At 62.4% G+C, this 26,355-nt stretch carries 22 protein-coding genes; 6 read left to right on the top strand and 16 right to left on the bottom strand.

Annotated features, from left to right (window positions below; genetic code table 11):
• Window positions 1-65 precede the first annotated feature (65 nt).
• From U1708_RS13800 to U1708_RS13750, 11 genes are all read right to left on the bottom strand, one after another.
• Window positions 66-365 carry a hypothetical protein gene (locus U1708_RS13800; protein ID WP_332746412.1) on the bottom strand — a complete coding sequence of 100 codons (300 nt, stop codon included), beginning with the start codon at window positions 363-365 and terminating at the stop codon, window positions 66-68.
• Window positions 366-830: 465 nt separating this feature from the next.
• Window positions 831-3,131 (bottom strand): putative bifunctional diguanylate cyclase/phosphodiesterase, encoded by a 2,301-nt coding sequence (locus U1708_RS13795; protein ID WP_332746411.1) that lies wholly within the window; start codon window positions 3,129-3,131, stop codon window positions 831-833.
• A gap of 901 nt (window positions 3,132-4,032) precedes the next feature.
• The gene (locus tag U1708_RS13790; RefSeq protein WP_332746410.1) at window positions 4,033-4,971 is read right to left on the bottom strand and encodes a glycosyltransferase family 8 protein; all 939 of its coding nucleotides are present in this window, start codon (window positions 4,969-4,971) and stop codon (window positions 4,033-4,035) included.
• A gap of 1,567 nt (window positions 4,972-6,538) precedes the next feature.
• Window positions 6,539-7,912: an exopolysaccharide biosynthesis polyprenyl glycosylphosphotransferase gene (locus tag U1708_RS13785; RefSeq protein ID WP_332746409.1), complete on the bottom strand. Its 1,374-nt coding sequence runs from the start codon at window positions 7,910-7,912 to the stop codon at window positions 6,539-6,541.
• Window positions 7,913-8,093: 181 nt separating this feature from the next.
• Window positions 8,094-8,861 carry a HesA/MoeB/ThiF family protein gene (locus tag U1708_RS13780; RefSeq protein WP_332746408.1) on the bottom strand — a complete coding sequence of 256 codons (768 nt, stop codon included), beginning with the start codon at window positions 8,859-8,861 and terminating at the stop codon, window positions 8,094-8,096.
• The gene (locus U1708_RS13775; protein WP_332746407.1) at window positions 8,858-9,283 is read right to left on the bottom strand and encodes a hypothetical protein; all 426 of its coding nucleotides are present in this window, start codon (window positions 9,281-9,283) and stop codon (window positions 8,858-8,860) included. The genes U1708_RS13780 and U1708_RS13775 overlap by 4 nt, the downstream gene beginning before the upstream one ends.
• A complete protein-coding gene (gene dut, locus U1708_RS13770; RefSeq protein WP_332746406.1) occupies window positions 9,280-9,717 on the bottom strand; it encodes a dUTP diphosphatase in 438 nt (145 codons plus the stop codon). The genes U1708_RS13775 and dut overlap by 4 nt, the downstream gene beginning before the upstream one ends.
• Window positions 9,714-10,901, bottom strand: a complete 1,188-nt coding sequence (gene coaBC / locus U1708_RS13765) for a bifunctional phosphopantothenoylcysteine decarboxylase/phosphopantothenate--cysteine ligase CoaBC (protein ID WP_332746405.1) — start codon at window positions 10,899-10,901, stop codon at window positions 9,714-9,716. Before coaBC ends, dut begins: the two co-directional genes overlap by 4 nt.
• A 10-nt stretch (window positions 10,902-10,911) precedes the next feature.
• Window positions 10,912-12,057: a hypothetical protein gene (locus tag U1708_RS13760; RefSeq protein WP_332746404.1), complete on the bottom strand. Its 1,146-nt coding sequence runs from the start codon at window positions 12,055-12,057 to the stop codon at window positions 10,912-10,914.
• Window positions 12,058-12,061: 4 nt separating this feature from the next.
• The gene (gene ubiB / locus U1708_RS13755) at window positions 12,062-13,594 is read right to left on the bottom strand and encodes a 2-polyprenylphenol 6-hydroxylase (protein WP_307083837.1); all 1,533 of its coding nucleotides are present in this window, start codon (window positions 13,592-13,594) and stop codon (window positions 12,062-12,064) included.
• Window positions 13,595-13,847: 253 nt separating this feature from the next.
• Window positions 13,848-14,612 (bottom strand): class I SAM-dependent methyltransferase, encoded by a 765-nt coding sequence (locus tag U1708_RS13750; RefSeq protein WP_332746403.1) that lies wholly within the window; start codon window positions 14,610-14,612, stop codon window positions 13,848-13,850.
• Between the two features lie 56 nt (window positions 14,613-14,668).
• Here U1708_RS13750 and mutM point away from each other — a divergent pair, with 56 nt between their 5' ends.
• From mutM to dnaA, 3 genes are all read left to right on the top strand, one after another.
• Complete coding sequence (gene mutM, locus U1708_RS13745) at window positions 14,669-15,484, top strand: bifunctional DNA-formamidopyrimidine glycosylase/DNA-(apurinic or apyrimidinic site) lyase (RefSeq protein ID WP_332746402.1); 816 nt, start codon at window positions 14,669-14,671, stop codon at window positions 15,482-15,484.
• A 107-nt stretch (window positions 15,485-15,591) separates the two neighbouring features.
• On the top strand, window positions 15,592-15,855 hold the full coding sequence (rpsT, locus tag U1708_RS13740) for a 30S ribosomal protein S20 (RefSeq protein WP_031394736.1): 264 nt from the start codon (window positions 15,592-15,594) through the stop codon (window positions 15,853-15,855).
• A 459-nt stretch (window positions 15,856-16,314) separates the two neighbouring features.
• Entirely contained in the window at window positions 16,315-17,808 is a 1,494-nt protein-coding gene (dnaA, locus tag U1708_RS13735; protein WP_332746427.1) for a chromosomal replication initiator protein DnaA, read from the top strand.
• A 535-nt stretch (window positions 17,809-18,343) separates the two neighbouring features.
• Here the strand turns inward: dnaA and trpS are convergent.
• The 3 genes from trpS to secB are packed head-to-tail and all read right to left on the bottom strand — an operon-like array spanning window position 18,344 to window position 21,474.
• Window positions 18,344-19,351: a tryptophan--tRNA ligase gene (gene trpS / locus U1708_RS13730; protein ID WP_056051221.1), complete on the bottom strand. Its 1,008-nt coding sequence runs from the start codon at window positions 19,349-19,351 to the stop codon at window positions 18,344-18,346.
• 9 nt (window positions 19,352-19,360) lie between these two features.
• Entirely contained in the window at window positions 19,361-20,926 is a 1,566-nt protein-coding gene (gene murJ / locus U1708_RS13725; protein ID WP_332746401.1) for a murein biosynthesis integral membrane protein MurJ, read from the bottom strand.
• Window positions 20,927-20,949: 23 nt separating this feature from the next.
• Entirely contained in the window at window positions 20,950-21,474 is a 525-nt protein-coding gene (gene secB / locus U1708_RS13720) for a protein-export chaperone SecB (RefSeq protein ID WP_443030049.1), read from the bottom strand.
• 203 nt (window positions 21,475-21,677) lie between these two features.
• On the opposite strand from secB, the gene U1708_RS13715 reads away from it, so the two are divergent.
• The 3 genes from U1708_RS13715 to U1708_RS13705 are packed head-to-tail and all read left to right on the top strand — an operon-like array spanning window position 21,678 to window position 24,272.
• Window positions 21,678-22,322, top strand: a complete 645-nt coding sequence (locus tag U1708_RS13715) for a Tim44/TimA family putative adaptor protein (protein WP_332746400.1) — start codon at window positions 21,678-21,680, stop codon at window positions 22,320-22,322.
• The gene (gene mltA / locus U1708_RS13710) at window positions 22,322-23,671 is read left to right on the top strand and encodes a murein transglycosylase A (protein WP_332746399.1); all 1,350 of its coding nucleotides are present in this window, start codon (window positions 22,322-22,324) and stop codon (window positions 23,669-23,671) included. Before U1708_RS13715 ends, mltA begins: the two co-directional genes overlap by 1 nt.
• Entirely contained in the window at window positions 23,646-24,272 is a 627-nt protein-coding gene (locus tag U1708_RS13705) for a Smr/MutS family protein (protein ID WP_332746398.1), read from the top strand. Before mltA ends, U1708_RS13705 begins: the two co-directional genes overlap by 26 nt.
• Before the next feature lie 205 nt (window positions 24,273-24,477).
• Here U1708_RS13705 and dapE read toward each other — a convergent pair whose 3' ends face one another.
• Window positions 24,478-25,614 (bottom strand): succinyl-diaminopimelate desuccinylase, encoded by a 1,137-nt coding sequence (dapE, locus tag U1708_RS13700; RefSeq protein WP_332746397.1) that lies wholly within the window; start codon window positions 25,612-25,614, stop codon window positions 24,478-24,480.
• Complete coding sequence (locus U1708_RS13695; RefSeq protein ID WP_332746396.1) at window positions 25,611-26,282, bottom strand: glutathione S-transferase; 672 nt, start codon at window positions 26,280-26,282, stop codon at window positions 25,611-25,613. Before U1708_RS13695 ends, dapE begins: the two co-directional genes overlap by 4 nt.
• Window positions 26,283-26,355 lie beyond the last annotated feature (73 nt).

Below are 26,355 nucleotides of genomic sequence, written 5' to 3'. Positions count from 1 at the left end.
AGGCCCGCCAAAAACCGTGATCTGACCCACAACACCTACTCCTAAGCGTACTCTTCAGAGCGCGCTTAAGACCGGTCCTTCGCCTGACCGGCAAGGCGGCCGCTACCGGAGGCGTACGAATAAAGCCGACGAACTGATCTTTCAAAGAGGATCGGGATAGAAAGCCAGCGGACCGATCGACAATCGCGCCATCCGGCCGCGTGGCCCGGGCTATCTCCGCGCAAAGCAGCGCCCGCCGTCATATCTATCAGGAATGTGTCACCGCCGATCCGGCTCGCATAGAACCGCCCGTCGATATTGTTGACGGCGCAGAAGGTGTCGTTCGCGCAGTGGCATGCATCGAAATTCCGGTGCAGGTCGTCCATGGCGCCCAACGCCGGCGCGGTCTGTCGCACCGGCCGGTTACCGTCGTCGAAAAAAACACCTCCCGCCCCTAGCTATCGCGGTAAACGACTTCCCTGCTTGGGCACGCATCGAACGGACCAGACGCCTGATACCCGGCACCGGCGGAATCGTTCCGATCGGGTAAGACCGCACGGATTTGCCGGATAGCCCCCGGGCGTCGATTAACCGAACGGGGGCTTGCCCCGCACCCTGAACGTTTTCGAAAGTTGAACACCACTTTCATATTCTTCTTCGCCCAATCATACGCAAATAGGCGCTTACAGCCATTAGTGGTTATGAATGGGGGCGAGAAGGGATGGCGTTATCATAGAATATCAAAAAACGGAAAGGCAAGGTAGTTTTCAGAATAGCCACGTAATGAGATGAGTTGCTAAAGATTTTGAGACCGCGACTATGTGCCATAGGCTCGTTCTACACGTGAAATGTCATTCCATTGATCTCCGAAGTAGTTCTGTCGCGTCGTTGATTGACAGCGGACGTGCGAAGTAAAATCCTTGAACAGCGCGGCAGCCGATCGCTGTCAATGCCTCGGCTTGATCTTTCGTTTCCACGCCTTCGGCGACCACGGCAACGTCGAGGGTGCGGCCTAACTTAATGATTAGATCGATGATTGCTCGAGTGCGATCATCAGCGCAGACGTCATCGATAAAGGACTTATCGATCTTGATGGTGTCGATCGAAAAACGGTTGATGTAGCTGAGCGATGAATAGCCCGTGCCGAAGTCGTCCAGCGCGATCCGCACGCCAAGTTGCCGGATTGCAGCGATCGTCGCTGCTATCTCGGGAGAGGGGTGAAGGAAGATGCCTTCGGTGATTTCGATCTCGATGCACTGCGGCAGCAAGCTGAACTCAGCCATCGTTTTGGTGAGATCCTTCAGGAATTCGGGGTCGACGAATACCGCCGCAGACGTATTCAGGTTCATGCGCAGTGAAGGATTTGAGAACTGCCGCTGCCATTTGCTGAGCTGTGAGCAGGCTTCGCGCATCACCCAGTGATCAATCTGACGGATAACCCCGATCTCTTCGGCGACGGAGATGAAATCGATAGGCGAAATGAGCCCGCGCGCGGGATGGTCCCAGCGCACAAGGGCTTCGAAGCCGAACAGGGCACCGGTCGCGGGATCGACGATAGGTTGATAGGCCAGGTTAAATTCGCCCCGTTCGATCGCCTGTCTCAAATCTGTTTGCAGGCTAAGTCGTGCTACCGCACTGTTGTGCATCGACGCGTCGAAGATCGCATAATCGCCGTAGCCTGCGCGCTTTGCGACATACATCGCGATGTCAGCATCACGGATCAGATCGTCAGGCAGCGCTTCACGGTCATCTGTTTGAGCGATGCCGATGCTGCAGGAGGGGAAAACGCTTTGGCGGCCGAGTTGTACAGGGGCACGTAGCGCGGCGATAATGCGCTCGGCAACCCGAACCGGCGTGGCAAGTCCGACCCCATCCTCGATGAGAATGGCGAATTCGTCTCCGCCAAGGCGAGCAAGGGTGTCCTGCGGCCGGACACAATCTTTCAGGCGCAGCGCGATTTCCTTCAATAGCGTGTCGCCGGCGAGATGCCCCAGGCTGTCGTTGACGATCTTGAACTGATCAAGATCCAGGAACAGTACCGAGCATGCTGCAAGCGTCTCGCCTCGTGCGCGGTCGAGGGCTGTTGCCAAGCGCTCCATGAAGAACGCTCGATTGCGCAGCCGCGTCAGGTTATCGTGGAATGCCGTGTACAGCAGTTCACCCTCGACGCGCTTGCGTTCCTGGATCTCTGTGGCCAACACCTTGTTTTCGAATTCGGCAATGCGGACACGGTTGGCGAGTTGTTCGGCTTCCTTGCGTTCGGTGATATCGCGCTGCACCGAAACCCAGTGTGTAAACCAGCCTCGATCGTCTGCTACGGGGACGATGCTGAGCTCGACCCAGAACTCCGTGCCGTCTTTGCGGTAGTTGATGAGCTCGATCTCAACGGATTCCCAAGCCAGGAACGCCTTGCGCAGTCGGGCGCGGGCGGCAGGGTCGGTATTTGGCCCCTGGAGGATGCGAGGGGTCAGTCCTAGTACCTCTGCGGCTGAGTAGCCGGTCGTTTTAGTAAAGGCTGCGTTACAATAGAGGATGCGCGGCCCCGGCAGATCTATCGGTTCGGCCTCAGTGGTGAGGATGGAATCGCGGGCATGGACCGCAACCGATTCCAGCAAACGCAGCCGCTCTATCTTTGCATTTGCAGCGCCATTAACGAGATCGACGGTCTCTCGCATTTTTGCGAGCTCAAAGACCGTTGCCAAGTGTGCTGCGTGAGCACGTAAAACGTATATTTGTGCCCGGCTGAGCGGAGGGTGATCCTCGCCGTGTAAGACTACAAGGAAGCTATTCTCGTCGTCCGCTATTCTCGCAGCCGCAGAAAATCGCACTTCCGGACCATGCTCGGAATGAAAACCGATTGGCGAGGATGGTGCGTCGTCGACGAATTGTGTCGCGATATTGCGGGAATGGACCAGATTTTCTCCGTACAAAACAGCGGGTGCGAAACCTTGTAGTGGACCATCGGCGTTGCCGACAACGATGATGAACTCGCCGTCGCATTCGCGGCACACGATGGCCGCGCTACACCCTGTGGCATACCCGGCGTCAGCTACGATCCGTTCCAGGGCAAGTTGGTCGACCCCGTACGAACTGGAGTCTTGCAATGTTTGGATTGCCCCATCTGTTTGATGGGACGGCACGTCCTTACGCATAATCCACTCCCTTTACTCGCCAGCTACACATTCAAGAAAGCGTCAACGAAGGGGCTATGGCAATCTGCATCCCGTAACAAACTGATAATGGATATTAAACTACAAGCTCATAATCTTGTATATGTAAAAACAAATAAATAACGATGCAGATTCATTCTTGGTGGGGTCATTTACCCAAATACGGTCGAAAGATTTTCTGTATTAAATAGTACGATACTAATTTCTGTTAGATTGAATAACACCAAACTATTTTATGGTCGTACAATTGTTATAAATAGAACTCGTCATTTAATTGCATAGTTTCATTTTGGGCGTCGTCAAAAAGTAGATTTTGTGGAAAGAAAACTTTTGTGAAAAAGAGGCATCGAGCGCACATACCTTCAGGCTGCAAAATATGAGGCTGTGGAGATGCTAACGAGTTGAACGCGAACCTTCGTCATTGTAGGTAGGCGTCGAACTGCGACCCGCCAGGGCCTCAGAAATAGCTGAAACAGCTAGAGAGTTTACGATCCGAGGTGGTCTCGATCGGTAATGACATCTTAAAAAGTCATTTTGTTAGGCGTTTTGAATTAGTTGTATCGAGAACGGATAGGGTCGCGTTTTGGGCGCCGATTTGCACGGTTGACGCTGGCAATCTCTGGAATTCGACCCGTACATGCTGAACGGAGGACCCTGATTTTAGTTGCAGATGCAGCTATCGGCGCGCCGATCAGGACTAGCGATTGGTTAATGTGAAAAATTACGAGTTTGCATTACGCGGCGAGCGGCTGTTTGATGCCCCCCCGGTCATCATCAACACCGAATAATGATGACGAACTGAATCCACTGCAAGTACCCCATGGCAGTATAATACCAAAGAATTCTCGTCTTGGTTTCCACGTAATTGGCATTAAGCTGCGATCTATATAACAACTGATTTATTAAGTATCGCAACGGAATCGACCAGCGCCTTGTGACGCCAAGTACGATGCTCCTTCGCCGTCTTTAAAATCTGCTTAGCCGAATAAGCCGATCTTTGAAAAACATCATGTCGCGATCGAAGAGTTTCCAATGATGGGTATAGTTTGGTCACGTCATTATAAGGTTCTGCCCATTTTTTACCCCATGGGGCGTAAATGCCTTGCCACGGCCGGGGGTCGGACATGAAATGCACAATCTTAGGCGGAAATTGGCTTTCAAATCCGTAGCCCATAATAAAACCTGGAAAATTCCAACTTATAGAGGCAAATTCAATTTTATTCTGTGCAACAATATTGATAACAGTTTGATCTTCAAATACAGGCTTCGTTACTGACGCACGCTTTAAAGCCAAAGCGTCTTTCGATAATGATGACCACGTCGAGCGGTTAAATCGTAATATTCCCGCATTGACATAGCCATCACCAATCCTGCTAACTTCCTCCCGATTTTTATCGGTAAGGGCACCGGCTTTATTTAAAAATACCATAGGGTCACGAGCCGCGCATATAAACCCAGCCCGAAGAGGCATAATAATAAGTGGTGTAATATCCGATACTATTTGGGTATCGCCATCTATATATACTATATTAGTGTACTGACTCGGAAGAAATTCGTCGAAAAACATACGAGAGTAAACGAAGGGAAGACCTTCCAAGAAATCCGGACTTTTCGTGATAAAAACTATACCAATCTTCTCGCAAACCTCGGATACAGTTTCAGTCTCCGCGGTTGGCTTAGCGGTGAGATTTACTAATATAATATCAGCAGCATTTCCGGAAAGTGATTTGGCCTGAAGCGCGCTGGTCAGCGTCTGAAAAAGATAACCTTCATTTGCGATATAGCACACGCAAGAATCTTGAATACCAACCCGAATATTCATTTTAACCTCTATCCCGATGGATGCATCGCCTGACAAATTTGGTTCAACATTCGTCCGCACGTGCTAAAAAACGTATCTTGAGCTCAGTGGCCGGTACAGCGAAAAATTTACATCGCTAAATGTGATATTTAGCATCTCGTATCGGCGTACGGGATAACGGTAATGTGGAAGGGGCTGGCCTACCGATTGCGTCGCAATTGGCAAGGCAGCCGGCCTGATTTTTTGGTGAAGAGCTACGTAGGGCGAGAACCGTCGGCGCGATGGCTACCGGCCACGTCCAATGTTCCTCGCGATTACTCGATTGGCGGTCGTAGGCCCGTGGCGGCGCACCTGCCCGGTTTATGCCGCGCGAGCGGCCTGATCACTACTCTGCATGCTGCTCAAGGCTGATCCTCCATCTAATCTGCACGCCTTACACACCTTACACGCCATGCTCGTCGCGCCGATGGCGCGGTTGCGTCGCACGATGAGGAACTCGCCTCACTGTGTGCCGGCAATGAGGGGAAGACGGCAAAAATGGTTTCCTCATGTAGTCGATGCGGATGCCCGGACTGAGATTGCCAAGCTCGGCGCATACGCGAAATCCTCAAGGCTCGGCGCGGAACGACTATCCCGAGGCGCAATTGGCCGGGCTGCACTACACCGTCGCTGCGCGGCGCCGGCACTGCTTCGGCGCACGCTCTGAGAAACTCGACGACGAGCAGTTGGATGGCGTTCGGGAATTCCGAGGCGGCGTCTGCCGCGGTCGCTGTCAGTCTTGATGTCGCTGCGCTTATCCCCGCCCGAGTGACGTCGGCGCAAAATCACTCAAGGTGGCTCCCCACTTCGCTGCGGCGGGTTGCGCACGTCGCCGACATTAAGAATATGGTATGTGGCTGATGCAGTGTACTCTTCACGTCATTGGCAAAGATGACTCCGAGCGTCTCGACGCAGTGCCGCGATCGCCCGCGTTTTCGTCACCCGTCGCCCGCTAATATGGTTGCCGAGAATGTGAAATGGTGCTTCGTCTATGACTATGACGCTCAAGGATGCGATCATAGACGTTTAATGCTCAGGCCGGGGCAGTGGTTTGGGCCGACACTTGCTGGAACTCGTAACGCACTCGTTTGGACGCCGAAATTGACGCGCTCCCTGATAAAATTTGGGCATGAGGGACTGCCTCTGAGCAGAAATGCCAGATTGTAAGGATTCGATTAACGAACCGAGGTGAGGCTCTTTTTGTCAAATCGCGGACATATTCGTCCATTGCGGAGCTAGCGATCCGACATAGTTCAGGCCTATTCCCGCGCGTGCGGTGGCAGCTGAGCGGATAGGCGGAGTGAGACCGTGCTAGGCCTCAGACTTATTCGCAGCCAGAACGCGATGTCGCAGTTGATCGGCAACCAGCCGTTCCACGGCTTCACGTTCGATGGCTAGCGCTATGATTGCGGCGACAAGGCTGGGTACGTCCAGGCCGATCTGGCGATCTTGATGGCCCGCAGCGACATCGGGCCCGGTATCCGGGATTTCGCTACGAACCTGCTGGCGAGCTGCTGGCAGTTTGCTCACCGGCACGCGCACCGGAACGTTAGAAGGCGTTCCGGTGCAGCAGGACACGGAAGGTCAGGAGGATGATCTTGATGTCGCGCCAGATCGACCAGTGCTCGAGATACTCCAGATCCGCCTGAAGCCGGTTGCGTAGGTCGTCCTCGTACAGCGTTGCACCGCGATAGCCGCGAACCTGCGCCAAGCCCGTCAGACCGGGCTTGGCGGCATGGCGATGCCAGTATCGCTGGTCGACTTCCCAGAATAATTTATCGGCGGCGCGCGAGCCGAGGGCGTGCGGACGCGGGCCGACGATACTCATGTCGCCCTTCAGGACGTTCAGCAGCTGCGGCAGTTCGTCGATACTGGTGCTGCGGATGAACTTGCCGACGCGCGTGATCCGGTCGTCATTGCGTGATGTCGAACGCGCGCCCGCGCCGTCGCTGAGGTCGACGCGCATGCTGCGGAACTTCATCAGGCGGAACATCTGGTTGCTGCGACCGATCCGGATCTGGCTGAAGAAGATCGGACCGGGCGAATCGATCTTCACCGACAGCGCGATCAGGATCCAGATCGGCATCAGTGTCACCAGCGCACAACTCGCCAGTATTACGTCGAAGCTGCGCTTCACGAAGCGGTCGAACAGGACGAGCGGGCCGTTGGCGATGATGACCGTCGGGGTGTCACCGTGCGCGCTGATGCCGAGCGGGGCGAGCACGTTCAGCTCCGGCATGAAGATCTCGCTCTGAATGTTCGCGCCCTTCAATGCCTGCGCCCAGGCGAGCCGACGCTCGGGGCTGCATGCGACGATGACACGGTCGGCACCCGACAGCGATTGCGCGAGGCGGTCGTACATGACGGGATCATGGTGATCGGGGTCGAAATAGGAGTCTGCTGCGATGACGACCGAGAAGTCGCCGCGCGGGATCGGCTGACCGGAATCGTACAGCAGGACGATGCTGAACGGATTTCCGCCGATGAGCGCAGGCATGTGCCGGACGAATAGGAACCGCCCTAACGCGAGAGAAACAATGGCGAATGCCGAGCCCGTCGCGACGACAAGACGCGGAAATGTATCGCTGGCCTTTAGGCAGAAGGCAATGAAGATGACTGCGGAGATCGCCAGCGCATAGGCCTGCAATCCACGCGCCACAGATCGGAAAGGATCGCGCAGATTCGTGGCTGCATAGCTGTCGTTATTGAGCGTCGTAATAACGAAGATTGGGATTACCATCGCAAGAATTACGATCCACGCGGTGTCGTTCGCGAATACCCCCCGCAAACCCGCCGCCGCCATATAACTGACAATAATGCAGCCGGTATCGACCGCCAGCATGCCGAGGATCAGGCGGACGCGAAGTGAGGACGCGCTCGGGCGCCAAGTCCGCGCAGGCTTCTTGCCACGTGACGGTGACATAGCGCGGCTCAAAACGCCGGTCTCCACATTCATGAACTTGTCGGACGCACGCGCAGTCCCCCCTGCGCAAAGGGATACCGTAAAATGCCGCAATGCAAAAGAACTACTGTTCGTCCCGCACGAGACTTTAGTTGTTATTTTTCCAATTTCGTCTGCGCCGAGAAAGAAACCTGTCGCTAACTTACAGTGAAGCCGCGATTTTGTTGCAGGTCGTGCACCCAGGATCCTTGGGAAGGCGAATCGTACGGAAACGTAGCGCAAGCAGGTCGATCAGCAGCAATTTGCCGGCCGGATCGTCACCGAACGGCGCAATCGCCCGCAATACCTCCAGTGCAGCCAGGCTGCCGATTACGCCGGTGACGGGGCCGAGCACGCCGTCCTCCGCGCAACTGGTCTCCGCGCGCTCCGGATCTTCACCGACGAAACACCGGTAGCACGGCTTGTCTGCCTCCCAGCCGCGATAGGTCGCTAGCTGCCCTTCGAACTGGCCTACGGCGGCCGAGACTAGCGGGATTTTCGCAGCATGCGCTGCATCGGCGACGCAGAAACGCGTCGCGAAATTGTCGCAGCCGTCGAGTACTACGTCCGCGCCGGCCAGGAGAGCCGCGACGTTGTCGGCATCGATCCGAACGCGGTGCGTATCGACCGAAACGTTCGGGTTAATCCGCTTTACGGCCGCCGCTGCGGCGTCGACCTTGGCGATACCGGTATCCGCGGTCCTGAAGATCGTTTGGCGCTGAAGATTGGAGGGTTCGACGGTGTCGTCGTCGATCAGGATCAAGCGACCGACTCCCGCCGCGCCTAGATACTGGATCGCGGGCGAGCCGATGCCGCCTGCGCCGACGATCGCGACGGTCGCCGCCTTCAGCCGCGCCTGGCCGGTGCCGCCGAATTCCTTGAGGACGATATGGCGCGCATACCGGGCGAGTTCGTCGTCGGATAGGATCATGCGCCCCAAACGAAGGTGATGGTGGTGCGGTACCAGGTGTCGGTGTCTTTAACGACAACATCGATCGAATCGCGGGAGCCCAGAATGACCCCGGCGGCATATTGTTCGACCGTCGGGCAGTCGATCGCACGCGGCGTCACCCGGCGGAGGCGGCCGTCGGGCGTGATCAGCACGGCAAGGTCGACGGTCAGCGTCCAGCCCAGAGAGGTGCGGACCGCACGGGCGCAGCGGCCGGCAGCGACTTCGCCGTGAACGTAGGCGGACGTGTTCGCGCGTGCCGTCGCCTGACCGCGGATGCGCAGGATCGGAAGCGTGCTCCAGTCCTGTGGCGGCAGCGTGCTGGCCACCTGCGTCGTCGGCACGGTGGGAACCAGGACCGGTGGAACAACGGCCTGAAGCAGAAGGAGAAGCGCGCCGATCATCGGCCGGTCGATCCGAAACCGCCGAGCCCACGCACGGTGTCGTCGAGTGTCGCGACCTCGTCGAGCGTGGCGCGCAGGACGACTGCGGGGACGAGTTGCGCGATCCGATCGCCGCGCGCGATCTCGAACGGTTCCTGGCCGAGGTTGGCAAGGATCACCTTCACTTCGCCGCGATAGTCGCAGTCGATCGTGCCCGGCGTGTTGAGGCAGGTGACGCCGTATTTGAACGCAAGGCCGGAGCGGGGGCGGACCTGGACCTCGTGACCTGCGGGAATGGCGATAGCAAAGCCGGTCGCGACCGCAGCGCGTGCGCCGGGGGCGAGCGTCAGCGCTTCGGCGGAAACGACGTCCATCCCGGCGGCACCCTCGGTCGCATAGGCGGGCAACGGCAGGCCCTCGCCGCGCGGCAGGCGCTTCAGTTCGATACGGATCATGATGCGGCTTCTAGCGCATCGGCGATGCGGTCCGCCAGTCGTGCGGCGACGGCGTCTTTGGGCAGGCGCTCCCAGCTTTCGACACCCGCTTCGGTGACGAGGTGAACGCTATTGTCCGCGCCGCCCATCACGTCGCCCGATACGTCGTTGGCGACGATCCAGTCCGCGGTCTTGCGAATACGCTTGGCGACGGCGTGCTCGATCACGCGCTCGGTCTCGGCCGCGAAGCCGACCAGCAGGCGAGGGCGGTCCGGGCTGCGCGCCAAAGTCGCGAGGATGTCAGGGTTTTCCGCGAGGATGAGCGTGGGCGTGGCGTCGCCCTTCTTGATCTTCTGCGGGACGGACTCGACGTGCCAGTCCGCCACCGCGGCCACCATGATGGCGGCGTCGGCGGGCAGCGCACGGTTGACCGCATCCGCCATCTCGCGCGCCGTTTCGACATCTATCCGGTCGACGCCATGCGGAGTTGGCAGCGTCACGGGGCCGGCGACGAGCGTTACGCGTGCGCCGAGCCGTGCCAGCGCTGCGGCTATCGCGAAGCCCTGTTTGCCCGACGAGCGGTTGGCGATGTAGCGGACCGGGTCGATCGGCTCGTGCGTCGGGCCGGCTGTAACGAGGATGTGACGCCCTGCCAGCCGCTTCGGTGGGGCAGGGGCGAGCATCGCCTTGACCGCGGCGACGATCGCGGGCGGCTCTGGAAGGCGGCCGGGACCATATTCGCCGCATGCCATGATCCCCTCGTCCGGCGTCATCACCGTCACGCCATCGGCGCGAAGCTGCGCCACGTTGCGGACGGTCGCGGCGTGGGTCCACATGCGGACGTTCATCGCCGGGGCGACGAGCACCGGTTTGTCGGTCGCGAGGAGCAGCGTGGTTGCGAGGTCGTTCGCGAGGCCCGCCGTCATCCGCGCCATCAGGTCCGCGGTAGCGGGCGCGACGACGATCAGGTCGGCCTCGCGGCTGAGCTGGATATGGCCCATCTCCGCCTCGTCCTTGAGGTCCCAGAGCGTGGTGTAGACCTTGTCCTCGCTAAGCGCGGCGAGCGTCATCGGGGTGACGAAATGATGCGCGGCCTCGGTCATCACGCACCGCACCGCGTATCCGCGCGTCTTGAGCAGGCGGATCAGCTCGGCGGCCTTGTAGGCGGCGATCCCGCCACCGACGATCAGGAGGATGCGTTTCATGCCGCCAGCTCTAGCGGATAACGCGCGTCACCGTAATGCGCCGCGTATCGCGCGCAGCGGCGATCATGTCGCGCAGGCCGTCGACCGCGAACACCAGCCCGACCAGCAGCACCGGCGTGGTCATCAGCGCCCAGTAGAAATTGTCACTCCGCGCGAACAGGGAGATCAGCGCGGCATAGGCGGCGAATACGACCAGCGCGCGCGTCGCGACCGCATCGCGCCAGGCTAGCCAGCCGAACAGCGCTGTGCCGAGGACCAGCGAGGCGAGCCATTGCGGCAGGATGTCGAGCCCCGACGAGATCGTCGCGAGCCTGACGTAGAACCCGAATCCTTCGAGCCCGGTCCATCCTTGCGATACGCGGTCGAGCGGCCCGCTGATAAGCGATACCGCGTGTGCATGGGCGGCAAGCACCACGGCGAAGACCCCGATTGCCGCGAGCCAGCCGAGCGTCTCGCGGCGCTCGCCCTCGACCCATGCGAACACCGCCATGATCGCGACGTACAGCAGCGCGGTCTCGCGGATCAGCATCGCCGACAGCCCGAACGCGACTGCAGGCAGCCAATGGCCCGGACGGCGCAACGCCAGCGACAGCGCGATCAAAGGACCCGCCCAGACCTCGTGGAACACCACGAAACTTTGGTCCAGGTTCACGTAGAGGCCGGCGACCACCAGCAGCCCCGCCGCGCCGAGCGGAACGATGCCCGTCGTTTCAGGACGAAGCCGCGCGACCCAGGCGAGGATCGTCCCGATGCACAGCGCCAACAGCAGCAGGTTCACCAGTATCGCGGGCAATGCCGCTTGAATGACGGCCAAGGTCGGCAAGCGGACCGCAAAGAACGGCTTCAGCGGGTAATGGCCCATGCGCTGCGTCTCGGCGGCGACGGCGTAATAGGGCGAGCCGCCACGGATCCCCGCGACGATCGTCTCGTACAATAGCAGGTCGGTCTGTCCCGGGGGCGGGCCATCGGCCGCGACCGAGGTCGATGCGACCTCTCCATCAACGCTCGGTCGCGGGCCCGGCGAAGCGATCGCGCTGAGGCAGGCGATCAGGAATACCGCGAATAGCACAAGGCCGATCCGCGCCTGCGCCGACGGCATGCCTGCGAACCGGGTTGCGCCGGTCACCCATAACGGAGCGCCGCGGCGCGTCTTCATGCCCTCAACCAAGAAGCAGCGTCGTCACGACACCCGCGGCGGCCGCGAGCACCGCGACCAGACCGTACCGCCAGCCACCACCGATCCGGATCACTTCGATCTCGCGCAGCGGCATCGTCGGCGGTGCGCCACCGGGGGCAGGGTAATGCGCTTCGATCCGGCGAACCAACTCGGGTAGCCGGGTGAGCGTGCGGAAATCCTCGATCAGGCGGTCGGCGATCATCGCCTCGGGGCCGAGTTCGCCGCGAATCCAGTCGCGGACGAACGGTTCGGCCGCTTCCCAAAGGTTGATGTCGGGGTTGAGGCTGGTCGCTACGCCCTCGACCATCACCATCGTCTTCTGGAGCAGCAGCAGGTGCGGCTGCGTCACCATGTCGAAATCGCGCGTGATCGAGAACAGGCTGTCGAGCATCATGCCGATCGACATGTCCTTGACCGGCAACCCGCGCATCGGCTCGCCGACCGCACGGAGCGCGGTGGCAAATTCGGCGACGTCGTGATGCGCGGGGACGTATCCGGCTTCGAAATGGATCTCGGCGACGCGCTTATAATTGCCGGTGATCAGCCCGTAGAGGATCTCGGCGAGCCAGACGCGCGCGCGGCGATCGATCCGGCCCATGATGCCGAAATCGATCGCGGCGATCCGGTTGCCGGGGAGTGCGAACAGGTTTCCCTGGTGCATGTCGGCGTGGAAGAACCCGTCGGCGATCGCCTGACGAAGGAACGCACGGACGAGCGTGTTGGCAAGTGCGGGAAGGTCGTAGCCGGCTGCGACGAGCGCCGGGCGGTCGGACAGCTTGATGCCGTCGATCCACTCGATCGTCATGACCTTGTTGGTCGAGCGTGCCCAGTCGATTGCGGGGATGACGAAATCGGCCTCTGCGGTCATGCCTTCGGCGAGTTCGGACGCCGAGGCGGCTTCGCGGCGGAAGTTCAGTTCGCGCAGGGTCCAGCGCTTGAACGTCTCGATCGTGAGGCGCGGGCGCAGGCGCATCGCCTCGGGACTGAGCGCCTCCAGTTGTGCGGCTGCCCAGCTATACGTGTCGATCGCGCGGGCGAAATCGTCCTCGACGCCGGGGCGGAGGACTTTGACGGCGACCTGGCGGCCGTCGGTCGTGACGGCGCGGTGGACCTGGGCGATCGACGCGGCGCCGACCGGGACCTGCTCGATGCGCGAGAACAACGTCTCGAGCGGCTTGCCGAAGCTCGCCAGCATCGCCGCCTCGATCGTCTCGTAGGGGACGGGGGAGAGCTGGTCCTGGAGCCTCAGCAGATCGTGCGCGGCGTCCTCACCGACGAGATCGGGGCGGGTGGCGAGCGTCTGGCCGAGCTTGATCGCCGCGGGTCCGATCGCCTGGAACGCGTCGGCATAGCGCGGCACTGCGGGCACGCGCGCGCCGAACCGCGCGATGCGTGCGAGGCGGCGGACGGGGGCTGGCGTGTTCGGGTCGCGCTCGATGCCACGTAGCGCGCCGTGGCGAGCGAGGATGCGGCCCCATTTGAGGAGTCGCCATATGTGGGTGGTGGAGGCGGTCACTGCTCGCGGGCACCGTAAGGAGGGGTGTATTCACGCGAAGGCGCGAAGGCGCGAAGAGAAGACAGAATTGGTTCGCGCAGAGGCGCAGAGGCGCTGAGGTGTGGCGCCCCGCCGCGGATGCGGCTTTTCATCATTGGCGAGGGAGAAATGAAGCGCGGCTGCGCGCAGAAGGCCGTTGCGCCCTCGCTTCTGCTTACTCTCCGCGCCTCTGCGCCTCTGCGCGAACAAATCTTCGCGCGCCTTCGCGTGATCACTAGATCTTCCAGCCGCTGTGAATCGCGACGAGTCCGCCCAGCAAAGGCTCGACCTTCGTCTGCACGAAGCCGGCGTCGGCGATCATGCCCTTGAACTTGGGCATGTCGGGGAAGCGGCGGATCGATTCGATCAGGTAGCGGTAGCTGTCGGCGTCCTGCGCGAGGAGCTGGCCGAGCTTCGGGACCATCCTGTGCGAATAGGCGTCGTACACCTCGGCGAACCCGGGCCACACGGTGGTCGAGAATTCGAGGCAGTAGAACCGTCCGCCGCGGCGCAGGACGCGGTGGGCTTCGCGCAAGGCCTTGGGGATGTCGGTCACATTACGGATGCCGAACGCGATCGTGTACGCGTCGAAGAACTTGTCGGGGAAGGTCAGCGTTTCCGCGTTGGCTTCGGTCCAGACCAGGCCGTCGATCCCGCGCTTCTGGGCGCGCTGCATGCCGACTTCGAGCATCTGCGGGTTGATGTCGGCGACCGTGATCGACGCGCCCGACGGCTCCATGCGGAAGGCAATGTCGCCGGTGCCGCCGGCCATGTCGAGGATCTGCTCGCCCTCGCGCGGCTTCACGCGGCGGACGAAGCGGTCCTTCCACAGGCGGTGCATGCCGCCCGACATCGCATCGTTCATCAGGTCGTATTTCGACGCGACGTTGGTGAAGACGCCGCCGACGCGGGCGGTCTTCTCGGTCGCAGGGATATCCTCGTAGCCGAAGGAGACGGTGTCGGGCGTCGAAGCAGGCGCGGGCGCGATCAAGTCGTTCATATCCTGCGCTCTAGCCGCGCCTTGTGGCGCGAGCAAACGCAACCTAGCTGCAAACCGTGCCAGAATTACCAGAAGTCGAAACCACCGTGCGCGGGCTCGAACCCGTGCTGAAGGGCCAGCGCCTGACCTCGGTCGAGCCGCGCCGCGCCGACCTGCGCAAAGCGATCCCTGTCGACCTGCGCCAGCGGATGACCGGGGCGACCGTGACGACGCTAGGGCGGCGTGCCAAATACGGGCTGATCGATACCGACCGCGGCGACACCTTGGTGTTTCATCTCGGCATGTCGGGACGCTGGCGAGTCGATCCGAGCGAACTGCTCGCGCACGATCACCTGCTGATCGGTACCGAGGCGGGGCGGACCGTTGCGCTCAACGACCCGCGGCGATTCGGCTTTCTCGATCTCTGGGCGACCGAGGACATCGCCAATTATCCCCCGTTCCTCAGCATGGGACCGGAGCCGCTCGGGCCCGACCTGACGGCCGCGTATCTGCTGGAGGCGCTCGAAGGGCGGGGGGCGTCGATCAAGGCGATGCTGCTCGACCAGCGGATCGTCGCGGGACTCGGCAACATCTATGTGTGCGAGGCGCTGCATATGGCGAAGATCGCGCCGAGCCGGGCGGCGGGGCGGATCTCGCTGTTTCGACTCGAGCGGCTGGTCGAGGCGATTCGGACCGTGCTGACGGCGGCGATTCTCGCTGGTGGCTCGTCACTGCGCGATTACGTGCGGCCCGACGGCGAACTCGGCTATTTTTCGAAGCAATGGCGTGTCTATGGTCGCGAGGGCGAGGCGTGCGAATGCGGCACGACCGTCAGGCGGCGTACCGAGGGCGGGCGCTCGACCTTCTGGTGTCCGAAGTGCCAGCGCGGCTGAGCGTTTCGGTTGACGCGCAGGAGCAAAGTGAGTAGGGCCGCGGCTTCGAGAGGGCGTAGGAGCAATCCGGCGCCCCTTTTTATTCATTCGAACATCCAGAGGGCTTCATGGCGAACACGCCGCAGGCGAAAAAGCGTATCCGTCGCAACGACCGTCGCGCGGAAGTGAACGGCAACCGAGTCGGCCGTATCCGTACCTTCATCAAGAAGGTCGAGGCCGCACTGGCTTCGGGCGACAAGGGCGCAGCGACCACCGCACTGGCCGCGGCACAGCCTGAGCTGCAGCGCGGCGTCGCCAAGGGCGTGCTGCACAAGAACACCGCGAGCCGCAAGTTCGCGCGTCTGACCAAGGCCGTGACCGGGCTCGCCTAAGCGACCGATCACTGCCGGATCATTGGCGAAGCGGATCACCCGTCGGGACCTTCCCGGCGGGTTTTTTGCGTCTGCGAAGGGAACCGGCGGGGAGTCCGCATAACCCTAGGATTCGCCACGATTCGTGTGCGAGAGAATCACGTCATGCAATCGCGGAAATTGCAAAAAATGCGTAAACACAGTCACTTATAAAAATATCGACGCATTTCCGCGGCTTGATCAAGTCAACCCGCTTTATTTCGAAAATGTGACGCGTCGGGGCCTTGCTCGGATCGCCGATCGCTTCATAACGGGGCTCACAGCGACGGTGGTTTCCACCGCTGCATCAACAAACAGGGCGAAGATGCCGGATGACCCTTGGGGTCGTCAGGGGGACCATTTTCTGTCGGAACTATATCACCCGCGCGAGCAGTCTCGCGGGGTCGGAGAAGTGTGCGCGTGACGAAGTGGCAAGGACCGATGACCCACGCGACCGAGGCTGAAAAGGCCTGGGCCCGCGTGCGTGCGTCCTTGCGCGAGTCGGCAGGCGCGCGGCTGTTCGAGCAGTGGCTTAAGCCTATCGAGCTGGTTCCCGGCGAAGACCGCGACACGATCCGCCTCGCGCTGCCATCGGCGTTCATGACGAACTGGGTCCGCAATCATTACGCCGACCGACTCGTGCTCGAGTTCAAGCAGATCCTGCCGAACGTCCGTACCGTCCAGATCGAGACCCGGGCGCCGGGTCGCGCACCCGTGGTGTTGGCGATCGAGCCGGTAGCGGACGCCGTTGCGCTTCGGCCCATTGCAGATCCTGTGCCGGTCCAGGTCGAGCCTGCCCCCGAACGGGGCGCCGAGTCGGTACAGGCGGCGATGAAGTTCGGCGTCGATCCGTCGCTGAAGCCTGCGCCGGCACCCGTCATAGCCTTGACGCCGGTCGGCATGCCGGCGGAGCGGCCGCCGCTCGATCCGCGCTATACGTTCGCGCGATTCGTTGTTGATCCGTCCAACAAGGTCGCGTTCAACGCGGCCAAGGTGTTGGCCGAGCCCGGTCCGGTGCGGTTCAGTCCGTTGTTCCTCCACAGCGGCACGGGGCAGGGCAAGACTCACCTCATGCACGCGATCGGCCACGCGTTCCTCGAGCATAACCCGCACGCGATCGTGCTGTGCATGTCCGCCGAGCGGTTCATGTACGATTTCGTCGCGTCGATGCGCGCGCGTGACACGCATGCGTTCAAGCAGCGGCTGCGCGGTGCCGACCTGCTGTTGATCGACGACCTCCAGTTCATCGCGGGCAAGGACGCGACGCAGGAGGAGTTCTTCCACACGGTCAACGAGATCATGGCGGCGGGCAAGCGGCTGGTGATCTCCGCCGATCGCTGTCCGCAGGCGCTGGACGGCGTCGAGGCGCGGATCATCAGCCGAATGGCGGTCGGCCTCGTCGCGGACATCAAGGCGCCCGACCTGACGCTGCGCCGAACGATCCTCGATCGGAAGCTGGTCGACCTGCCGGACATGCGCGTGCCGACCGACGTGCTCGACCTGCTCGCCAGCCGCATTCATGCGAACATCCGCGAGCTCGAAGGCGCGCTCAACCGGGTGGTGGCGTATGCGCAGCTGACCGGCGACACGATCGACCTCGACTTCGCGGTCGCGACGTTGGGCGAAGTGCTCCGCGGGGCGCAGAAGCGCGTGACGATCGACGAGATCCAGAAGCTCGTGTCCGCGCATTTCGAATTGAAGCCGCTCGATCTGATTTCGGCGCGGCGGGCGCGAGCTGTGGCACGGCCGCGGCAGATCGCGATGTATCTGGCAAAGCGGCTGACCACCCGGTCGCTGCCGGAGATCGGGCGTAAGTTCGGTGGGCGCGATCACTCGACGGTGATCCATGCGGTGCGGAAGATCGAGGAACTGCGGGATTCGGACCGGGACATCGATGCGGCGGTGCGCGTGCTGATGCGCGAGCTGGAAGGCTAAACCGTGAGACACGCTGCTTATGAAGAGCTGCGTATCATCTGGAATAATCGACTTATTCCAGTCGTTTTTCGCAAAGATAAGCATCCGCCGATAAAAGTCAGGATGCCCGGTAATCACGAAAACCTTACCCTGCTCGCGTGTGGACCTTTGAGCCACATTCACTGGGTAAGCCCAAAGCGTCATTGGGAACTGCCCTATGCTTGGCTAGGCAAAGCCATACAACGCATATTGGATAGGGATGGAAGCCTGTACCTGATCCAACCTTATTCGAGCGAGCAGAGGTGCGCTCGTAAATGCTGGGAAGCCAAAGGGGTGACGTGTGAATGCCAATGCGGAGGTGAACATCACGGAATGGATCATCCAGGCGGGCGTTGGTATGAGGTTTCCGAAACTTTTGCCATAACGTGGCAGGATTTGGGCTTTTCGTGCCGCAAGCTTACGAAGAGTGCATCGTTCGACTCAACGAATTTCGACGACATCTTAGGGTAGGCATCAAATAAGGGACGAGGTGAGCAGCGAGGTCACCTGAACCGCATTAGACCTGCAACCCCATGGCGTCCTGCGTCTGCTTCAACACCGGTGCTGCCAGCGCGCGCGCTTTCTCCGCCCCTGCCTGCAACACCGCCGTTACCGCGCTGCGATCGTCGAGCAACCGTACCATCTCGTCGCGGATCGGGCCGAGCTTCGCCACCGCCAGGTCCGCCAGCGCGGGCTTGAACGCGCCGAAGCCCTTGCCGCCGAACTCGCCGAGCACGGTCGCAACATCGCTATCCGCCAGCGCGGCGTAGATCGTCAGCAGGTTGCGCGCTTCGGCGCGGTCGCCGAGTTCCTCGACTGTCGCCGGCAGCACGTCCGGATCGGTCTTCGCCTTGCGGAACTTGTCGGCGATGGTGTCGTCGCTGTCGATCAGCTTGACCACCGACTGTTCAGACGGGTTCGACTTCGACATCTTCGCGCTAGCATCGCGCAAGCTCATGATCCGCGGCGCGGCCTTGCTGATCAGCGGCGCGGGCAGCGTGAACAGGTCGACGCCGTAGTCGCCGTTGAACTTGGTGGCGATGTCGCGCGCGAGTTCGAGATGCTGCTTCTGGTCCTCGCCGACCGGCACGTGCGTCGCGTTGTAGAGCAGCACGTCGGCGGCCATCAGCACGGGGTAGTCGTACAGCCCGACGCTCGCGCCTTCGCGGTTCTTGCCCGCCTTGTCCTTGAACTGCGTCATGCGGTTCAGCCAGCCGACGCGCGCGACGGTGTTGAGCAGCCACGCCATCTCGCTGTGCGCCGGCACGCGCGCCTGGTTGAACAGGATCGACTTCGCCGGATCGATCCCGGCGGCGATCATCGTTGCGGCGACCTCGATCGTGTGCGACGACAGTTCCGCCGGCGCGATCCATTCGGTCGGCGCGTGGAGATCGGCGATGAAGAACATCGACTCGCCGCCCTGCGCGGCGACGTCGTCCTGCAGCGTCACCCATTGCTTCACCGCCCCCAGGTAATTGCCGAGATGGAGATTACCGGTAGGCTTGATGCCGGACACGACGCGCATGGAAAAACCTTACTTGGAACGACGCAGAAGCGTGGAGATGTCACCCAGCCGGAACGCGCCGGTGAGCAATGTGGCGATCGCATAGACCACGCCGCCGGTGGTAACCAGCACCAGCATCGCCCCCCAGCGCTGGATGCTGGTGCCGGTCACGAACGGCTGGAACAGGTCGTTGAGGAAAAACATGACGACCCCCATGATCAGCGCAGCGACCAGCAGCCGCCACGTCCGCCGGCGCAACCGCGCGTCCGGGGTGAAGTGCCCGCGCCGGACCAGCGTCCGGTACAGCATCGCGACGTTGACCGTGCTCGCGATCGCGGTGGCGAGTGGCGGCCCCATATGGCCGAGCGGCTTGATGAAGGCGAGATTGAGGACGAGGTTCACGACCATCGACATCGTCGCGTAGCGCACCGGCGTGCGCGTGTCGGAGCGCGCATAATAGCCGGGCGTCAGAACCTTCACGAGGATGTACGACGGCAGCCCGATCGAGAAGGCGGCGAGCGCCTGCGCCGTCAGTACGCTGTCCTCCAACGCGAACTTGCCGTGCTGGAACAGCGCGCCGACGATCGGCACCCCGCACACGATCAATGCGACCGTCGCGGGCAGGGTCAGGAACAGCGCGAGCTCCATGCCGCGGTTCTGCGTCGTCATCGCCTCCGCATCCTCGCCGCGGCCGAGCTGGCGCGAGATCGTGGGAAGCAGGACGGTGCCGAGACCGATGCCGATCAGGCCGAGCGGCAGCTGGTTCAGCCGGTCGGCGAAGTAGATGTACGAGACGGAGCCAGCCGGCAGCAACGCGGCGGCGAGCGCGGTCGAGACGACGAGGTTGATCTGCACCGCGCCGGCCCCGGCAGCGGCGGGCCAGATCAGCGACATGAGCTTCTTCACGTCGGGATTGAGCTGCGGACGCTTGAGGCGAAGCTTCACGCCGGACGCGCGACACGCCCAGATCAGCCACCCGAGCTGCAACGCACCCGATATCGTCACCGCGATGGCCTGGTTGCGTGCGGTCAGCAATGGCTGGTGCTCGTGGAACAGCAGCAGCGCGGCTATCAGCGTGGCGTTCAGGAGGATCGGCGCGGCGGCATTGATCCAGAACTTGTGCAACGAATTGAGGATGCCGCCGAGCAGCGACACGAGGCTGATCAGCGGCAGATAGGGCAGCATGATCCGCGACAGATGGACGACGTAGTCGAACCGCTCCGCGCTCGCGCCGTTGAACCCGAAGGTCAGCAGCCACGTCATCGGCCACGCCGCGATCTCGAAGATCACGGTCATCAGGATCAGCGTCGGCAACAACACCGACAGCGCATCCTCGGCGAACGCGATCCCGTCCGGCAGGCCGCGCCCGTTCTTGTCACCGACCTTCCGATTGAACATCGGGATGAAAGCGGCGGAGAACGCGCCCTCCGCGAAGAGCGCGCGGAACATGTTGGGGAGGCGGAATGCGATCAGGAACGCGTCCGACGCGAACCCGGCGCCGACGAACCGCGCGAACAGCGAGTCGCGCACCAACCCCAGGATGCGGCTGGCGAGCGTCAGCCCGCCGACCGATCCCAGCGCCTTGGCAAGGTTCATCTATTCCGCCCCGATTCCTTCGATCAAGCCTGGCCGAAATCGCCGACGTTCGGCTGGATGCCCTGCTGCTCCGACTGCTGGAGATAGAGCTGCGAGAAGTCGATCGGCTCGAGCAGCAGCGGCGGGAAGCCACCGTCACGCACCGCATCCGACAGCACGCGGCGGGCGAACGGGAACAGCAGGCGCGGCGCCTCGCCCAGCAGGAACGGCTGGACGTGCTCGGCCGGGATGTTGCGCAGGCCGAACAGGCCGGCGTACGAGAGGTCGACGATGAACGCGACCTGGCCCTCGGTCTCGGCGCGGACGTCGATCTTGAGCACGACCTCGTGCACTTCGTCGCCGACCTGCGCCGCGCCGATGTTGAACTGCACGTCGATCGCCGGCGGAGTCTGGTTCTGGTAGACGGCGGGGGCGTTCGGGTTCTCGAACGACAGGTCCTTGACGTGCTGCGAGATCAGGCCGGCTGCCGGGATCATGTCCTCGCCGTTCACGAGAGTTTGATCACCCATCTGATCCGGCGCCGTCACGCCATTGTCCTGGTCAGCCATTCGTCATGTCCTTGAAGATATACGTAAGGGGGGAAGATATACGTAGGGGGAAGATTAGCGCAAAGATGGGACCGAAGCGGAGCGCTCGCGCGTTCTGGTTGGTCGAGGCGGTGCGATTAGCAGTGCCGACGGGGCGTTTCAACGGGCGCGGGTTTGAATAAGCGCAGCTTTGGCCTATGTTAGCCCGAAGATCGGAGGCACGGTTGTTTTACGTAGTTCTTCTCGCGATGGTGGCAGGCTTTCTCGCCATGCGCCTGTACAGCGTGCTCGGTAAGCGAACCGGGCATGAACAGCCGTTGCCGCGCACGGCCGAGGAACGCCCGGTGCCGATCTCGGTGCCGCGCACGGTCGATGCCGTTGCCGAACCGCGCGAGGTTGCCAGCCGCAATATCGAACCTGAGGCCGAAGCCGGGCTTCGCGCCATCGTCGCGGGCGAGCCTGGTTTCGACGTCGGCCGCTTCCTCGAAGGGTCGCAGGCTGCATATCGCATGATCCTCGAAGCCTTTTGGAAAGGCGACGAGGATCCACTGGCCGATCTTGCGATCGACGACGTCCGTGCCGCGTTCGTCGAGGCGATCGTCGCTCGGCGTGAGGCTGGCGAAGTGCTCGACAACCGCCTCGTCTCGATCGAGCGCGCGATCATTTCGGACGCGAGCGTTTCGGGCCGGGATGCGCGGATCACCGTTCGCTTCGATGCCGATATCGCCGCGGTCACGCGGGATGCGGAAGGCAACGTGCTCGCCGGTTCGCTCACCGACGCGGTCGAGACGCACGACGTGTGGACTTTTGCCCGCACCCTGAAGAGCAGCGATCCAAACTGGAAGCTTGCGGATACCGACGAAGCCTGATGCGGACGTTCAGGGGGGTAGGGCTTGGTGGCGTTGGACTATCGCTGCTGTTGAGCGCGTGCGTCGGCAGCGTCGAGACGCCACGCGTTTCACCAGTGCCGGCGCCGATCGATCGGGATACCCGTCCAACCGAACCGGTTCGCGTACATCCCTCGCGCGATACCGGCGCGTCGCCCAACATTCGTGGTATTCAGTCGCCGGCCCGGATCGTCGGCGCGGTACCTTTGCTACCTGCGCCGACGGTGCCTGCGGTCGCACCGGTGAACGCTGCTGCGGCCGGCGTGCTGCCTGGGCCGTCGTTTGCAAGCCTTCCGATCGACGATGCGCAAGCGCAAGCCGCGCTTGCGGCGTTTGTCACGAGTTGCCCGTCGCTGGTGCGCCGGACCGACACATCGGGTCTGACGCGTGGCACGGATTGGCAGCCAGCGTGTACGGCAGCGGTCCCCACCAATCGCCGCGATGCCCGCACATTCTTCGCACAATGGTTCGAGACGGCGCAGATCGGCGACGGCAAGGCGTTCGCGACCGGCTATTACGAGCCGGAGATCGCCGGATCGCTGGAGCGGCGCGACGGCTATGCGCCGATCTACGGCCGACCGACCGACCTGATCGACGTCGACCTTGGCGCGTTCTCGACCAGCCTCAAGGGCAAGAAGATCCGCGGTCGCGTCGATCGCAGCAACCTGGTGCCCTATTACGACCGCACCGCGATCGAACAGGGGGCGCTGTCGGGCAAGGCACCGATCCTTGCCTGGGCACGTGATCCGGTCGAACTGTTCTTTCTCCAGATCCAGGGCTCGGGGCGGCTTCGCCTGCCAGACGGTGAGATCCTGCGGATCGGCTATGCGACGCAGAACGGGCGCGACTATACCGGGATCGGCGCGCTGATGAAGTCGCGCGGGCTGTTGCAGCCGGGCCAGACCTCGATGCAGGGTATCGTCGCATGGCTCCACGCGCATCCCGCCGAGGGGCAGGCGATCATGCGTGAGAACAAGAGCTTCGTGTTCTTCCGCGAACTGGAGGGGGCGCCGCTGGGGGCGCTCGGACTGCCGGTCACGGGACAGGTCAGTGCTGCGGCCGACGTCAAGTTCGTGCCGCTCGGCGCGCCGGTGTTCCTGTCGCTCGATCGCCAGGACGCCAGCGGGCTCTGGGTCGCGCAGGATACCGGCGGCGCGATCAAGGGCAGTAATCGGTTCGACACGTTCTGGGGTGCTGGCGCCGCGGCGGAGGCTACGGCTGGCGGCATGGCCGGACGGGGCACCGCGTATCTGTTGCTGCCGATCGGTACCGTCGCGCGGCTCAATCAGGCGAATGGGGCGCGATATGGCGGGCCGTCCGCTCAACCCTGATGAGGCGCAACTCTGGGCGCGGGTGATGGCGAGCGTGCGTCCGATGCGTGCGGTCGCCGTGCGTATCCCCGAGCGCGCGCCCCCTCTGCTGCCGCCGCCCAAGCCGATCATCGGTCCCAACGGCAAGATTGTCCCGGCGCCGCCTGCGCCGATGGAGCGGGTGAAGCCGCTCGTTCGTACCGTCGTGACGCCGTACGCCGCGCGGCCGGCGGCCAAGCCGGTGACAGCGCGGCCGGTCGTCAAACCGATCACGGCCAACACGCTCGATGGCGGCTGGGACAAGAGGCTCACGCGAGGTGTAGTGAGTCCCGACAGCTCGATCGACCTGCATGGCCACACGCTGGCGTCCGCACATGCGCTGCTCGATGTCGGTCTGGGGCGGGCGATCGCGCGTGGCGACCGCGTGCTCCTGCTGGTGACGGGCAAGCCGCCCCGCCCCGAGAGCGAACGCCCGCACGCGAGGGGCGCCATCCGGTCTGCGGTCACCGACTGGCTGGCGGGCTCGCGGCATGCGGACTCGATCGCGGCGGTACGTGGCGCACATCCGCGACATGGCGGGCAGGGTGCGCTGTACATCGTGCTGAGGCGCGGGCGGGATTAGATATGCGAGTCCGGCACTCACGATCGTTTCGTCAGTTTGGGAATCGTATGTTCATCGCCAGCCCGTGGGTTTGAGCACTTCCTAGCACATTTACTTCCCCCTTCCCTGAAGTGAGGAGTAGGGGGTGGGTCGGCTTTCGCGAATGCGTACGATGCGGCTCGAGCGGGCCTACCCACCCCCAACCCCTCCCTTCCAGGGAGGGGCGCTAGTTGAGTGCGCGCGCGATCACGTCTTCATAGATATCCGTCAGCATCCGCAGATCCTCGACCGCGACTGCTTCGTCGACCTTGTGCATCGTCGCGTTGATCAGGCCGAACTCGACCACCGGGCAAAGCTTCGACAGGAAGCGCGCATCGGAGGTGCCGCCGGTGGTCGACAACTCCGGGGTGACTCCGGTCGCACTTGCAATGGCGTCCGACAACAGCGTCGAGAACGCACCGGGCTCGGTGAGAAACGCTTCGCCCGAAACCTTGCCCGTCACGATCGCGCGGGGGTCGTGCTTCGCCGCGATCGCGCGGATACGCTCGATCAGGTCCGCGCCGCGGTGGCGATCGTTGAACCGGATGCTCAACCGCGCTGAGGCCTTGGCGGGGATGACGTTGTGCGCCGGATTGCCGACGGCGATGTCGGTAACCTCGATGTTCGAAGGCTGGAACCAGTCGGTGCCCTTATCGAGAACGACGGCCTCGATCTCCGCGAGGATCGCGACGAGCCGCGGAATCGGGTTGTCGGCCAGATGGGGGTAGGCGACATGTCCCTGACGCCCCGGCACCTCGATCCAGATGTTCACCGAACCACGCCGCCCGATCTTGACCATGTCGCCGAGCCGCGTGGTCGACGTCGGTTCACCAACCAGGCACAGGTCCGGCACGATACCCCGCGCGGCCATCCGATCCATCAATGCGACGGTGCCGTAGGTCGCGGGGCCTTCCTCATCGCCGGTGATGATCAGCGACAGCGTGCCCCCGTCTCGCTGGGCATTGCTCCTGCTCGCCGCGGCAACGAACGCAGCAACCGCACCCTTCATGTCGACCGCGCCGCGTCCGTACAGCAGTCCGCCGCGGACCTCGCCGGACCAAGGCGAACCGCTCCAGCCTTCACCCGCAGGAACGACGTCGACATGCCCTGCGAACGCGAGATGACGCGGGCCATCGCCGCGCACGGCGAGCAAATTTTCGACCGGCCCGTCTGGCGCTTCGCCGACGACGAACCGGTCGACCGCGAACCCGATCGGCAGCAGCGCGGCTTCCAGCACATCGAAGACGGTGCCGCGTGCCGGCGTGACGCTATCGGCAGCGATCAACGCCTGCGTCAGTGCGACCGGATCGATCGGTACGTTCATGCAGGCGTCGGCACCGGCTGCTCGAATTGTTCGAGAACCCATTCCTCTTCCTGCGCCGCGGCGATCCAGTCCTGCATGAAGGGATGTTCGAACATCGCCTGCATATAGCCGGCGGCAAAGCGTGCGATCGGCAGCTGGTACGTCACGATTCGCGTGACGAGTGGCGCGAACATGATGTCCGCCGCGCCGAACTGGCCGAACAGGAAGTCCCCGCCGCCGCCGAAGCGCGCCCTTGCCTGCGCCCAGATCTCCATGACCCGCTGCAACTCGGCCAGCACGTCGTCGTCGGGCGTCTGCGCCGGAAATACCTGGCGGACGTTCATGCTGTGCTTGCGGCGCAACGCGGCGAAACTCGAATGCATCTCTGCCGCCATCGACCTGGCCATCGCGCGCGCGGCATTGTCCTCGGGCCAGAACCGCTCGCGTCCGACCTTGTCCGCGAGATAGTCGACGATCGCCAGGCTGTCCCACACGACCGCGTCGCCGTCCCACAGGATCGGCACCTTGCCCGACGACGGAGCGAACTCGTCGCCCGAGCGGCGCTTTTCCCAATCGGCGTCGTACATCGGCACGACAACCTCCTCGAACGGCAGCCCCGACTGCTTGCACGCGAGCCAGCCGCGCAGCGACCAGGAGGAATAGGCCTTGTTGCCGATGATCAGTTTCATGCTGCGTGGACTAGCGGGGCAGGTGCGCCGCCGCAACGCCGGTAATGCGTCTCAGCATGATCCGGGGGGAGCG

This window comes from Sphingomonas arabinosi, from assembly GCF_036663715.1.
In the GTDB taxonomy this organism is placed as follows: Bacteria; Pseudomonadota; Alphaproteobacteria; order Sphingomonadales; family Sphingomonadaceae; genus Sphingomonas.
This window is presented reverse-complemented; position numbering and strand designations above follow the sequence as displayed.